This window comes from Streptomyces sp. KL109B (assembly GCF_030766935.1).
Classification (GTDB): Bacteria; Actinomycetota; Actinomycetes; order Streptomycetales; family Streptomycetaceae; genus Streptomyces.
Map to the genome: position 1 here is coordinate 90,894 of NZ_JASERL010000008.1, position 12,602 is coordinate 103,495.

General features: G+C 72.6%; 11 protein-coding genes. 9 read left to right on the forward strand and 2 right to left on the reverse strand.

Annotated features, from left to right (window positions below):
- Positions 1-242: 242 nt before the first annotated feature.
- The gene (locus tag RBJ65_RS26065; RefSeq protein ID WP_306321323.1) at positions 243-1,268 is read left to right on the forward strand and encodes an NlpC/P60 family protein; all 1,026 of its coding nucleotides are present in this window, start codon (positions 243-245) and stop codon (positions 1,266-1,268) included.
- A 78-nt stretch (positions 1,269-1,346) separates the two neighbouring features.
- Positions 1,347-2,519: a hypothetical protein gene (locus RBJ65_RS26070; protein WP_306321322.1), complete on the forward strand. Its 1,173-nt coding sequence runs from the start codon at positions 1,347-1,349 to the stop codon at positions 2,517-2,519.
- 59 nt (positions 2,520-2,578) lie between these two features.
- On the opposite strand, the gene RBJ65_RS26075 is transcribed toward RBJ65_RS26070, so the two are convergent.
- A complete protein-coding gene (locus tag RBJ65_RS26075) occupies positions 2,579-3,835 on the reverse strand; it encodes a glycosyltransferase family 87 protein (RefSeq protein ID WP_306321321.1) in 1,257 nt (418 codons plus the stop codon).
- A gap of 91 nt (positions 3,836-3,926) precedes the next feature.
- Between RBJ65_RS26075 and RBJ65_RS26080 the strand changes: the two genes are divergently transcribed.
- On the forward strand, positions 3,927-5,078 hold the full coding sequence (locus tag RBJ65_RS26080; RefSeq protein ID WP_306321383.1) for a glycosyltransferase family 4 protein: 1,152 nt from the start codon (positions 3,927-3,929) through the stop codon (positions 5,076-5,078).
- Positions 5,079-5,565: 487 nt separating this feature from the next.
- Here the strand turns inward: RBJ65_RS26080 and RBJ65_RS26085 are convergent, their stop codons facing one another.
- Positions 5,566-7,362, reverse strand: coding sequence for a long-chain fatty acid--CoA ligase (locus tag RBJ65_RS26085; protein WP_306321320.1), 1,797 nt, complete (start codon positions 7,360-7,362; stop codon positions 5,566-5,568).
- A gap of 342 nt (positions 7,363-7,704) precedes the next feature.
- Between RBJ65_RS26085 and RBJ65_RS26090 the strand changes: the two genes are divergently transcribed.
- The 6 genes from RBJ65_RS26090 to RBJ65_RS26115 all read left to right on the forward strand — a co-directional run bounded on the left by RBJ65_RS26090 (position 7,705) and on the right by RBJ65_RS26115 (position 12,596).
- Positions 7,705-8,466 carry a metallophosphoesterase gene (locus RBJ65_RS26090; protein ID WP_306321319.1) on the forward strand — a complete coding sequence of 254 codons (762 nt, stop codon included), beginning with the start codon at positions 7,705-7,707 and terminating at the stop codon, positions 8,464-8,466.
- Between the two features lie 92 nt (positions 8,467-8,558).
- Complete coding sequence (locus tag RBJ65_RS26095; RefSeq protein WP_306321318.1) at positions 8,559-8,996, forward strand: SRPBCC family protein; 438 nt, start codon at positions 8,559-8,561, stop codon at positions 8,994-8,996.
- An 84-nt stretch (positions 8,997-9,080) separates the two neighbouring features.
- Positions 9,081-10,181, forward strand: a complete 1,101-nt coding sequence (locus RBJ65_RS26100) for an ArsA family ATPase (protein WP_306321317.1) — start codon at positions 9,081-9,083, stop codon at positions 10,179-10,181.
- A gap of 81 nt (positions 10,182-10,262) precedes the next feature.
- On the forward strand, positions 10,263-10,721 hold the full coding sequence (locus RBJ65_RS26105; protein WP_306321316.1) for a DUF5304 domain-containing protein: 459 nt from the start codon (positions 10,263-10,265) through the stop codon (positions 10,719-10,721).
- 53 nt (positions 10,722-10,774) lie between these two features.
- A complete protein-coding gene (locus RBJ65_RS26110) occupies positions 10,775-11,728 on the forward strand; it encodes an ROK family glucokinase (RefSeq protein ID WP_306321315.1) in 954 nt (317 codons plus the stop codon).
- 103 nt (positions 11,729-11,831) lie between these two features.
- Positions 11,832-12,596: an endonuclease/exonuclease/phosphatase family protein gene (locus RBJ65_RS26115; protein ID WP_306321314.1), complete on the forward strand. Its 765-nt coding sequence runs from the start codon at positions 11,832-11,834 to the stop codon at positions 12,594-12,596.
- Positions 12,597-12,602: the final 6 nt, after the last annotated feature.

The following is a 12,602-nucleotide window of genomic DNA, read 5'->3' on the forward strand; positions in this document are numbered from 1 at the left end:
ACGCCGCGTTCCACCTCCCAACGCGCCCTGGAAACGCGCCCGTTCGGGCGAATTCCACGGTCTCGTGCTGACCCCCGCGCCCCGCCCATGACCTGCGTCAGAGGCGGGGCGCCGCGCTGCGTGCCCCCTGAGGCTTCGTTGGTCAGGGGGTGGTCGCCCGGCTACTGTCGGCGCGCATTCCCCCGATCACGGGGGGTCCCCCGAGCACGGGGGTCCGTCAGCGGAAGGGAGAGCGGCTCCCCGTGGGTTCCCATCGCCGTACCGCGCGCTCCGGCCTCGACCGGAGTACGCGCGTGACCGTTCTGACCGTGGCCGCGGCATCCGCCGCTGCCGCCCTCGGCGCCGCCCCCGCGGGCGCCGCCCCGCAGGACAGGCCGGCCGACACCAAGGCCGAGGTGGACCGCCTCTACGAACAGGCCGAGAAGGCCACAGAGGCGTACAACCGGGCCGACGAGCGCGCCGACGAGCTGCGCGGCCAACTCGCCGACACCCAGGACGAGGTGGCCCGCGGCCAGCAGCGGATCAACGCGATGCGGCAGGCGCTCGGCGTGCTGGCCGGCGCCCAGTACCGGGCCGGCGGCGTCGACCCCTCGGTCGCCCTGATGCTCTCCTCCGACCCGGACGGCTACCTCGACAAGGCAGGCGCCCTCGACCGGATCAGCGCCCGGCACGCGGGCGAACTCGCCGAACTGCGGGCCGCCCAGCGGGACCTCGACCAGCGGCGGGCCGAGGCGCGGGCCAAGCTCGCCGAACTCGACGCCAACCGCCGGGCCGTCGAGCGGCACAAGCGCGGCGTCGAGAAGAAGCTCGCCAAGGCGCGCCGGCTGCTCAACTCGATGCCGAGCGCGGACCGCGCCGCCTACGACCGGGCCTCGCGCGCCGAGACCCGCCCCGACCTGACAGGCGCGGGCGCCGCGTCCTCCGCCCGCGCCGCCGCCGCGCTCGCCGCCGCCAAGTCGGCGCTCGGCAAGCCGTACGTCTGGGGCGCCACCGGGCCCTCCGGCTACGACTGCTCGGGCCTGATGCAGTGGTCGTACGGGCAGGCGGGCGTCGGCCTGCCGCGCACCTCGCAGGCGCAGGCGGTCGCGGGCCGCCAGGTCCCGCTGTCCGAGGCCGAGCCGGGCGACCTCGTCGCGTACGGCTCCGACGCCCACCACATCGGCATCTACGCGGGCAACGGCCAGGTGATCCACGCGCCGCACCCGGGCGCCCCCGTGCGCTACGACCCGGTCGGCATGATGCCCGTCTCATCCGTGACCCGGGTCTGACGCCGCCCGCGGGAGTTCGCCGTACGATCGGCAATGATGGCTGGTCGACGGCGTGCGGTGGGCAGGGCGGGGAGTGCGATGGCACTGGGCGCCCTGCTCGTCGGCGTGTCCGCGCTCTCCGGCTGCGGCGCCGCCGACGACGCGCCGCGCGGCCAGGACGCGGCCGCCGTGCAGCGGGTCCTCGACCGCAGGGCTCAGGCCGTCGTCACCCGCGACGGGCCCGCCTACCGGGACACCGGCAGCGCCGAGCCCGAGCTCATCGACGACCTCGCCGAAGTCCCCCTCGACTCCTGGCAGTACCGGCTCACCCATCTCGACCGCACCGGATCCCGCGCCACCGCCACCGCCGAACTGCGCTACCGCGTCGACGGCTACGACAAGGCGCCCGTCGTCGCCGAGCGGACGCTGCGCCTGGGCCACGGCGACAAGGGCTGGTACGTCACCGGGGACCGGCCCGCGAAGAAGGCGGGCGAGCAGCTGTGGGAGCAGGGCCCGGTGACCGCCGTGCGGGGCGCCCACAGCCTCGTGCTCGGCGTCGGCAAGGAACGTTCCGAACTGCGCTCCTACGCCGAGCTCGCCGACGACGCCGTGCCCTCGGTGCGGCGCGCCTGGGGCGACGGCTGGGCGCGCCGGATCGTCGTCCTGGTGCCCGAGTCCCTCGACGAGATGGGCCGGCTGCTCGGTGCGCCCGCCGCCGGTTACCAGGGCATCGCGGCCGTCACGACAGGGGAGGCGGGCGGACCGAAGACGGCGCCCGCGGACCGGGTGATCCTCAACCCCGAGGCGTACAGCGTGCTCGGCGAGGTCGGCAAGCAGGTCGTCCTCACCCACGAGACGGCGCACGTCGCCACGCGCCGCGCGACATCGGCGGCGACCCCGCTGTGGCTCTCCGAGGGGTACGCGGACTGGGCGGGCTACCGCGAGAGCGACCGCACCCCGAAGCAGGCGGCGCCCGAACTGCGCCGCGCGGTCCTGCGGTCGGCGGCCCCCGCCGAACTCCCCGCAGACAAGGACTTCGGCTTCTCCGGCGACTCCGCCGAGCTGGCCCGCGCGTACGAGGGCGGCTGGCTCGCCTGCCGGATGATCGTCGACCAGTGGGGCGAGGCCAAGCTCAACGCCTTCTACGCGGCCGTCGGCGCGAAGGGGCAGCGGGCCGGGGCCGTCGACGGGGCGCTGCAACAGGTCCTCGGCGTCGACGAGCGGGACTTCGTGGCGCGCTGGCGGGCGTACGTACGGTCGGAACTGGGCTGAGGCCCACGGGGCTACAGGCCTACGGGTCTACAGGCCTACAGGTCTACAGGTCTGCGGACCTACGGGGTCGGGACCGTGTCGTCGCGCGCGGGCTGCGCGGGCACCGGGCCGCGGCGCTCGGCGAGCCGGGGCTCGGTGACCGTGGCCCGCCACAGGCGGCGGCAGGCGCTGAGCGAGGCCACGACCAGGAGGCCATTGCGTACGAACAGGAGGGTGACGCCGAGCGGGTCGCTGGACACCACGTTCCCGAAGTAGAGCGGGAACTCAAGGAACGTCACGAACGTCGCCGCGAGCACAAGACACACCGGCAGCGCCATCCGGCTGTCCCGGAACAGCATGCAGACGGCGGCGACCCCCACCAGCCACACCATGTACTGCGGGCTGATCACCCGGCTCGTCGTCGTGAACAGCAGCACCGCCGTCAGGCCCGCGTCGGCGAGCGTCGCCGACTGCCAGGCGCGCGCCTTGAACCGCCACAGCAGCAGCCAGCCGAACGCGAGCACCGTCAGCACCTGGGCGAGGGTGCTGACCACGCCCACGTGCGGGCCGATGAACTCCATCGAGCCGTAGTTGAACTGCACCGAACCGTTCCAGCCGAACTGCCGCGCCACATGGAAGACGAGCGCGCCGAGGGACTCGACCTCCGTGCCCCGGTCCTTCTGGGACGTGAGGAAGTCCGCCGCGCCCGGCATCGACACCGTGAAGGCGAACAGCAGCACACCCGCCGTCAGCAGCGCCGTACCCCACGTCTCCCGGGTCGCGCGGCCACGCCGCGTACCCAGCAGCAGCAACGCGGGCCACACCTTCACCATCGCGCCGATCGCCGCGAACACGCCCGCCGCCTTCGGATGCCGGGCCGCCGCGAGCAGCGCCGCGATCGCGACCGCCGTCACCATCACGTCGTAGCGCGCGTAGACGGTCTGCCCGAGCAGCGGCAGACCGACGACCCACACCCAGGTGCCGCGCCGCGACTTGCCCTGCCGCTCGGACACGTAGAGCAGCATCAGCAGAACGACGGCGTCCGCGAGGAACGCGAGCAGGAAGAACGCGGCGGCGTACTCCAGGAAGGGCAGCAGCGCGGGGGAGAGGATCGCCATCGCGGCGGCCGGCGGGTACTGCCACGTCACGTCGTTCAGCGGGAACGTTCCGGTGCGCAGCACGTCGAACCAGCCGTGGTAGATCACGTGGACGTCGCTGGTGACGTCCGGGCCCGGGACCACGATCACCTTGAAGACGCACAGCAGGAGCAGCGCCCGGGACAGTACCCAGACGACCAGGAGCCCGGCGGGGGTTCGCCCAGGGGTTCGCGTCTTCATTCGACACATGATGCCGGTACGGTCCATGGCCTGGCCACGTGCCCCGCGGCGAGAGGGCTCCCGCCGGGCGGGTTCGATACTGTCGGCGATGATGCGCCAGACACCGAAGACCCTGCTCGTGACCAACGACTTCCCGCCGCGCCCCGGCGGAATCCAGGCGTTCCTGCACAACATGGCGCTACGCCTGGACCCGGAGCGGCTCGTCGTCTACGCCTCCACGTGGAAGCGCAGCCGCGAGGGCATCGAGGCGACGGCGGCCTTCGACGCCGAGCAGCCGTTCACGGTCGTCCGTGACAACACGACGATGCTGCTGCCGACGCCGCGCGTCACGCGGCGGGCGACGGGGCTGCTGCGGGCGCACGGCTGTACGTCGGTGTGGTTCGGGGCGGCCGCGCCGCTCGGCCTCATGGCGCCCGCGCTGCGCAGGGCGGGCGCGCGGCGCATCGTCGCGACGACGCACGGGCACGAGGCGGGCTGGGCCCAACTCCCCGCGTCCCGGCAGCTGTTGCGCCGGATCGGCGAGGGCACGGACACGATCACGTACCTCGGCGAGTACACGCGCTCGCGCATCGCGGCGGCGCTGACGCCCGCGGCGGCGGGGCGGATGGAGCAACTCCCGCCGGGGGTCGACGAGAAGACGTTCCACCCGGGTTCGGGCGGGGACGTGGTGCGGGCGCGGCTGGGGCTGAGCGAGCGGCCGGTGGTCGTGTGCGTCTCGCGGCTCGTGCCCCGCAAGGGGCAGGACACGCTCATCCTCGCCATGCCGAAGATTCTGGCGGCGGTGCCGGACGCGGTGCTGTTGATCGTCGGGGGCGGGCCGTACGAGAAGGACCTGCGCAAGCTGGCGGTGGAGACGGGCGTCGCGGACTCGGTCCGCTTCACCGGGTCCGTCCCGTGGGAGGAGTTGCCCGCGCACTACGGCGCGGGCGACGTCTTCGCGATGCCGTGCCGTACGCGGCGGGGCGGGCTCGACGTAGAGGGCCTCGGCATCGTCTACCTGGAGGCGTCGGCGACGGGGTTGCCGGTGGTCTCGGGCGACTCCGGCGGCGCGCCGGACGCGGTCCTCGACGGCGAGACGGGCTGGGTCGTCCGCGGCGGCTCCGAGTCGGAGACGGCGGAGCGGGTGGTCGCGCTGCTCCAGGACCCGGAGTTGCGGCGCCGGATGGGGGAGCGGGGGCGGGAGTGGGTCGAGGAGAAGTGGCGGTGGGATTTGCTGGCGGATCGGTTGCGGGGGCTTTTGTAGCGGGCGCCGGGGTTGGGGCCGACGTTTGCGCGGGGCGGGCGCCGGGATCGACGTAGGCGTTCGTACCGGGGGCCGGGGGTGGCGTCTGTGGCGGATCCGGGGCCGGGGGTGGCGTCTGTGACGGGTCCGGGGCCGGGGGTTGGGCCTGTGCCGGGGTTGGGGCCGGTAGTTCCTGTCGCGCGGCACCGGCCCACCTCCGGCTGCGCCGCTCCCCGCCCCTCTCCCACCCACCCGCTCCCTCCCCGGGGGCGTCGGTCTCCCCGCGGTCGGTGATCCGCCGTGAACGGTGCCCGCTCCGTGGAGCCTGGGGTGAGGTGCCGTGCTGGGCAGCGGATGCCCCAAGGGGGAGCCGGTACCCCGTCGTGCCGACGCCCCTGGCGCATTCGAGCCCCGCCGGCGATTGAGGCGCGGGGTCCGGGGCGGAGCCCCGTGGCGTGGGAGTGCATCCGCCGCAACGTGTCGCCCCACGCCCCGGCGACGGCCCCCGCTACCCGCGGTAAAGCGCCTCGATCTCGTCCGCGTAGTCCTTCGCGACCACATTCCGCTTCAGCTTCAGCGACGGCGTCAGATGCCCCGACTCCTCCGTGAACTGAGCCCCGAGGATGCGGAACTTGCGGACCGACTCCGCCTTGGACACCGCGGCGTTGCCGTCGTCGATCGCCGCCTGCACCGTGGCCAGCAGATCCGCGTCGTCGCGCAGCGAGGCCACCGTGGCGCCCGCCGGCTTGCCGTGGTCCGCGGCCCACTTGCCGAGGAACTCCTCGTCGACCGTGACCAGCGCGCCGACGAACGGCCGCCCGTCGCCGACCACCATGCACTCCGCGATCAGCGCATGCGCCCGGATCCGGTCCTCGATCACCGCGGGGGCGACGTTCTTGCCGCCCGCCGTGACGATGATCTCCTTCTTGCGGCCGGTGATGCGGAGGTAGCCGTCCTCGTCGAGCGTGCCGATGTCACCGGTGTGGAACCAGCCGTCGGCCAGCGCCTCCTCGGTCGCGCCCTGGTTGTTCCAGTAGCCGGTGAAGAGGTGCTCGCCGTGCAGAAGGACCTCGCCGTCGTCGGCGATCCGGACCACGGACCCCGGCAGCGGCTGGCCCACCGTGCCGATCTTCTGGCGGTCCCACGGGTTGAAGGCGGTGGCGGCGCAGGACTCGGTCAGGCCGTAGCCCTCCAGGACCGTGAAGCCGATGCCGCGGAAGAAGTGGCCGAGCCGCTCGCCCAGCGGCGCGCCGCCCGAGATCGCGAACTCGCCGCGCCCGCCGAGGACCGCGCGCAGCTTCCCGTAGACGAGCTTGTCGAAGGTCTTGTACTTGAGCCTCAGGGCCAGCGAAGGACCGCTCGGGGTGTCGAGCGCGCGGCTGTACTCGATCGCCGTGTCCGCGGCCTTGTCGAAGATCTTGCCCTTGCCGTCGGCCTGCGCCTTGGCCCGCGCCGAGTTGTAGACCTTCTCGAAGACGCGCGGCACGCCCAGGATCAACGTAGGCCTGAAGGCGGCCAGTTCATCGGTGAGCGTCTTGATGTCGGGGGCGTGGCCCAGCTTGATCGGGGCCATCAGCGACGCGACCTCGACCAGCCGGCCGAAGACGTGCGCCACCGGCAGGAACAGCAGGACCGAGCAGTCGCCGGTGCGGAACAGGGGGCCGAGGCGGGCCACGATGTTGCCGCACTCCGCGAAGAAGCTGCGGTGCGTGAGGACGCAGCCCTTGGGGCGGCCGGTGGTGCCCGAGGTGTAGACGATGGTCGCGGGGTCGTCGGCCTTCGCGATGGCGCTGCGGTCGTCGACCATCCCGTCGGAGAGCTCGGCACCGGCGCGCCGCAGCGCCTCCAGGCCCCCGCCCTCGATCTGCCAGACGTCCCGCAGCTCCGGCAGCCGGTCGCGCACGGAGGCGACGGCCGCGGCGTGCGCGTCCGACTCGACGACGATGGAGACCGCGCCCGAGTCGCCGAGGATCCACTGGATCTGCTCCGGCGAGCTGGTCTCGTAGACGGGCACGGTGATCGCGCCCGCGCTCCAGATCGCGAAGTCGAGCAGCGTCCACTCGTAGCGCGTGCGCGACATGAGCCCGACGCGGTCGCCTGGCTGCACGCCGGAGGCGATCAGGCCCTTGGCGGCGGCCCGCACCTCGGCGAGGAACTGGACGGCCGTGATGTCCGTCCACACGCCGTCGACCTTGCGGCCGATCACGGCGACGTCCGGGTGCTGCGCGGCGTTTCTGCGAACGATGTCGGTCAGATTGCCGTCCGCGGGGACCTCGTACAAAGCGGGAAGGCTGAACTCGCGCAAGACTGCTGCTCCTCGTAGGGCGCCGACGCCACGACTCGTATGTGATGCGTCGGCGCGGTCCAAGATCGGGCAGGTGCACAGTGCTCAATGAGTTGCGTCGCGTACGACGCATACCGCGTAGTACGTCGAGTAACCCATTGCTTGAACTGAACACGACTGGACTGCCCGGACGTTACCCATCGGTACTGCTTCTTCGATAGGGGGGCCGGACCAGATGTACGCTGCGTCACACGTCGCCGCGACTCTTCGCGCACCCTAGTCCAGAAGCGTCCTGACTCGGAAGTAACCGCAGGTCCGGCGGCCTCTACCCATTGCAGGACCCATCGTCCTAGGGTGATCTCCATGCGCGTACATGTGGTCAGCGATGTGCACGGAAACTCCACCGACCTCGCACGAGCCGGAGACGGCGCCGACGCCGTCGTCTGCCTTGGTGACCTGGTGTTGTTCCTTGATTACGCGAATCACGCGCGCGGCATCTTCCCCGATCTGTTCGGGGCCGAGAACGCCAGCCGCATCGTCGAGCTGCGCACCGCCCGCCGCTTCGAGGAGGCCCGCGCCTTCGGAGCGGAGCTGTGGGCCGGCATCGACCGGGTGCCCGCCATCGAAAAAGCGGTGCGCAAACAGTACGCGGAGCTGTTCGCGGCCTTCCCCACACCGACGTACGCGACCTACGGCAATGTCGACATGCCGAGGCTCTGGCCCGAGTACGCCGCCTCCGGCACGACCGTGCTCGACGGCGAGCGCGTCGAGATCGGCGGCTGGGTCTTCGGCTTCGTCGGCGGCGGACTGCGTACGCCGATGCGCACGCCGTACGAGATCGACGACGAGGAGTACGCCGCGAAGATCGAGGCCGTGGGCGAGGTCGACGTGCTGTGCACACACATCCCGCCGGAGGTCCCCGACCTCGTCTACGACACCGTGGCGCGCCGCTTCGAGCGCGGCAGCCGGGCCCTGCTCGACGCGATCCGCCGCACGAAGCCCCGCTACTCGCTCTTCGGTCACGTCCACCAGCCGCTCGCACGGCGGATGCGGATCGGGTCCACGGAGTGTGTGAACGTCGGCCACTTCGCGGGCTCGGGCAGGCCCTGGGCGCTGGAGTGGTGACGGCGAGCCCGCACGCGCGCGATAGCCTGCACGCGACACACGCGTAGGCAGGCACGGCGCGCCCCTGACCGGTATCTGGAGGAGCCACGGCGATGGCGGAACACACCAGCTCGAGCATCACGATCGAGGCGGCCCCTGCCGATGTGATGGGGGTGATCGCCGACTTCGCCCGCTACCCGGACTGGACGGGTGAGGTGAAGGAGGCGGAGGTCATCGCCTCGGACGAGTCCGGCAGGGCCGAACAGGTCCGCCTCGTCATGGACGCCGGCGCGATCAAGGACGACCAGACCCTGAAGTACACGTGGGCCGGTGCGAACGAGGTCTCCTGGACCCTCGTCAAGTCCCAGATGCTGCGCTCCCTCGACGGCTCGTACGTCCTGAAGCCCGCGGGCTCCGGGACCGAGGTCACGTACTCCCTCACGGTCGACGTCAAGATCCCCATGCTCGGCATGATCAAGCGCAAGGCCGAGAAGGTCATCATCGACCGGGCACTGGCGGGCCTGAAGAAGCGCGTCGAGTCGGGTAACTAGAGGTAATTGGAGCCCCTGCGGCGACCCCGCAGCGGGGTCCGGGGCAGAGCCCCGTGACGTCGGCCACGGGTAACCTCACACCTCATGCGCACCCTCCTCGTCACCGGCCCCGGCGGCGCCGGCCGCACCACCGTCGCCGCCGCCACCGCCCACAAGGCCGCCCGCCAGGGCCTGCGCACCCGGCTGATCACCGCGGACCCCGTGGGCGGGCCCGAGGGCGTCGACGTCACCCGGCTCGCCCCGGCCGAGGACTTCCGGCGCGACCTCCTCGCCCTCCAGGAGCGCGCCGCCCCCGGCCTCGAACTCCTCGGCGCCTCCCACCTCGACGCGGACGAGCTCACCCCGCTGCCGGGCAGCGAGGACCTCGCCCTGCTGCGCGCCCTGCGCGACAGCGCGGAAGGCCCGTACGAGCTGGTCGTCGTCGACCTGCCGCCCGCGCCCCGCGCCATCGCCACCCTCGCCCTCCCCGAGCAGCTGCGCCGCTATCTGCGCCGCCTGCTCCCCGCGGAGCGCCAGGCCGCGCGCGCCCTGCGCCCCGTACTCGGCAAGCTCGCCGGGGTGCCGATGCCCGCGCAGTGGCTGTACGAGTCCGCCGCCCGCTGGGACGCCGAACTCGCCGCCGCGCAGGCCGTGATCGACGCCGACAGCACCCGCGTACGCCTCGTCGCGGAGCCCACGAAGGCCGCCGTCGAGGAGCTGCGCGCCACCCGTACCGGCCTCGCCCTGTACGGCCTCGACGTCGAGTCGGTCGTCGCCAACCGGCTGCTCCCGGACGGCTCCACCGACCCGTGGCTCGCCGACGCCGCCGCCCGCCAGCGCAAGGTCCTCGCCGAGTGGCCGGGCGCGCACGCCCTGCCCCACCTCGGCCGCGACCCGGGCGCAGGCGACCTCGACGTCCCGCTGCCCGCGACCGTGCCCGGACCCCGTACGCCCTGGCCGGTGGAGGACCGGCTGGGTGAGGACGGCGTCCTGGTGTGGCGGATACCGCTGCCCGGCGCCGTACGGGAGGAGCTGAGCCTGGTGCGGCGCGGAGACGAACTGGTCGTCGGCGCGGGAACGTTCCGCCGCATCGTCCCGCTGCCCTCCGCGCCCCGCCGCTGCACCGTCGCGGGCGCGGGCCTCGCCGACGGCGAACTCCGCGTCCGCTTCGCGCCCGACCCCGATCTGTGGCCGCAGACCCGATGAAGCGCGGGCACCCGTTCGGGTAACGTCGAATGAGTAAGCCGAACGAGTAACCGGTCCAGCTCTCCGCAGGAGTCAGCCGTCATGAGCGACGCCACCGAGCAGCCCGCCCACCAGGTCGACGCAGACGCCTGGGAGAAGGCGTGCGCCGAGGATCTCGACGCGGAGCGGGCCCGCCGCAGGGCCGCGTACGGGCCCCCGCCGGGATCCGCCGCCGAAGAGCTGAAGAAGCTCGTCGACGCCGTCACCGACAAGCTCTCCTCCGTGCAGGCCCCGTTCCTCGGCTCGGTCGCCCAGGGCACCGCCGAGCAGGTCGCCAAGCAGGCCGTACGGCAGGTGCGTTCCGTCGTCGAGCCGGTCATCGACCGGAACTCGGACGTGTTCGACCACCTGGCCGCCGCGGGCGGCGAACTGCTCGCCGCGTACCGCTCCGCGGTCGAGGGCCAGGAGCGCCGCTGGACCCAGCGCTCCCAGGAGCCCGAGCCCCCCGCCCCCAAGCCCAAGGACGAGGGCCCCGGCGGGGAGCACATCGACTTGGACTGAGCCCTGCTCGGTTAGGGTGGGCCGTAGCGGGGCTCGACCGAACTGAGGGATTCATGGGACTCACCATCGGCGTCGATATCGGCGGCACGAAGATCGCGGCCGGCGTGGTCGACGAGGAAGGCAACATCCTCTCCACGTTCAAGGTGCCGACGCCTTCCACGGCCGAGGGCATCGTGGAAGCGATCGCCTCTGCCGTTGAAGGTGCCCGGGCCGGGCACGAGATCGTCGGCGTGGGCATCGGTGCCGCCGGTTACGTCAACCGCCAGCGCTCCACCGTGTACTTCGCGCCGAACATCGACTGGCGCCAGGAACCGCTGAAGGAGAAGGTCGAGGCGCGCGTCAAGCTGCCCGTCGTCGTCGAGAACGACGCGAACGCGGCCGCCTGGGGCGAGTACAAGTTCGGCGCGGGCAAGGGCCACCGCAACGTCATCTGCATCACGCTGGGCACCGGCCTCGGCGGCGGCGTCATCATCGGCAACAAGCTGCGCCGCGGCCACTTCGGCGTGGCCGCCGAGTTCGGCCACATCCGCATGGTGCCGGACGGCCTGCTGTGCGGCTGCGGCTCGCAGGGCTGCTGGGAGCAGTACGCCTCCGGGCGCGCGCTCGTCCGCTACGCGAAGCAGCGGGCGAACGCCACCCCGGAGAACGCGGAGTACCTGCTCTCGCTCGGCGACGGCACCCCCGAGGGCATCGAGGGCAAGCACATCTCCACGGCCGCCCGCGAGGGCGACCTGGTGGCCGTCGACTCGTACCGCGAGCTGGCCCGCTGGGCCGGCGCGGGCCTCGCCGACCTGGCCTCGCTGTTCGACCCGTCGGCGTTCATCGTCGGCGGCGGCCTCTCGGACGAGGGCGAGCTGGTCCTCGACCCCATCCGCAAGTCGTACAAGCGGTGGCTGGTCGGCGGCAACTGGCGGCCGGTCGCGGACGTGATCGCGGCCCAGCTGGGCAACAAGGCGGGCATGGTCGGCGCCGCCGACCTCGCGCGCGAGCCCGACCCCGTCATGTGACGTACATCCGTCATGTGACGTACGTCCGTCATGTGACGTAGCTACGCGTCCGGTGCCCGTCGTTCCCCTCGGGGGCGGCGGGCACCGGCGTATCTTGATCTTCATGGACTCCGGCTCGCTCCCCGCAGAACCCACCGAACTTCCCAACTCCCTTACGGAATCGGACGGTTCGGCCGTCATCCGCGTCCTCAGCTACAACATCCGCTCGATGCGCGACAGCCCCGTCGCCCTCGCCCGCGTGATGAAGGCCTGCGCCCCGGACCTCGTACTGATCCAGGAGGCGCCCCGGTTCTTCCGCTGGCGCAAGCAGCTTGCCCGGCTCGCCCGCGCCGCCGACCTGGTGATCCTCTCCGGGGGCGGGACGGCAGCCGGGCCCGCGCTGCTGTGCTCGCTGCGAGCCACCGTCGAGCGGACCGAGGACGTGCTGCTGCCGCTCACTCCCGGGCTGCACCGGCGCGGGTTCGCGACCGCCGTCGTACGGTTCGGGGGCGCGCGCCTCGGCGTGGTGAGCTGCCATCTGAGCCTGCAGAAGGACGAGCGGTACGCGCAGGGCGGGATGCTGCTCGACCGGGTCGAGGCCATGGGCGTCGAGCACGCGGTGGTCGGCGGCGACCTCAACGAACGCCCAGGCGGTCGCACCTTCCGGCGCCTCGCCGCCGCCCTCAACGACGCGTGGGCGACCCGGCCCTGGGGCGGCGAGTACACCTCGACCCCGACCGATCCCCATCAACGTATCGACGCGATCCTCGCCACGAAGGGCGTCGAGGTGCTGGGGTGCGGGGTGCCGGACTTCCTCGACCGGGACGAACTGAGGGCGGCCACGGACCACCTGCCGGTCCTGGCCGCCCTGCGGGTGCCCGCCGTGTGACGCGTG

Bases quoted from the DNA above. Each gene is read 5' to 3' on its own strand.
- RBJ65_RS26070 (WP_306321322.1), top strand. From the start codon at position 1,347: ATGGCACTGGGCGCCCTGCTCGTCGGCGTGTCCGCGCTCTCCGGCTGC.
- RBJ65_RS26075 (WP_306321321.1), bottom strand. From the start codon at position 3,835: ATGAAGACGCGAACCCCTGGGCGAACCCCCGCCGGGCTCCTGGTCGTC.
- RBJ65_RS26080 (WP_306321383.1), top strand. From the start codon at position 3,927: ATGCGCCAGACACCGAAGACCCTGCTCGTGACCAACGACTTCCCGCCG.
- RBJ65_RS26090 (WP_306321319.1), top strand. From the start codon at position 7,705: ATGCGCGTACATGTGGTCAGCGATGTGCACGGAAACTCCACCGACCTC.
- RBJ65_RS26095 (WP_306321318.1), top strand. From the start codon at position 8,559: ATGGCGGAACACACCAGCTCGAGCATCACGATCGAGGCGGCCCCTGCC.
- RBJ65_RS26100 (WP_306321317.1), top strand. From the start codon at position 9,081: ATGCGCACCCTCCTCGTCACCGGCCCCGGCGGCGCCGGCCGCACCACC.
- RBJ65_RS26105 (WP_306321316.1), top strand. From the start codon at position 10,263: ATGAGCGACGCCACCGAGCAGCCCGCCCACCAGGTCGACGCAGACGCC.
- RBJ65_RS26110 (WP_306321315.1), top strand. From the start codon at position 10,775: ATGGGACTCACCATCGGCGTCGATATCGGCGGCACGAAGATCGCGGCC.
- RBJ65_RS26115 (WP_306321314.1), top strand. From the start codon at position 11,832: ATGGACTCCGGCTCGCTCCCCGCAGAACCCACCGAACTTCCCAACTCC.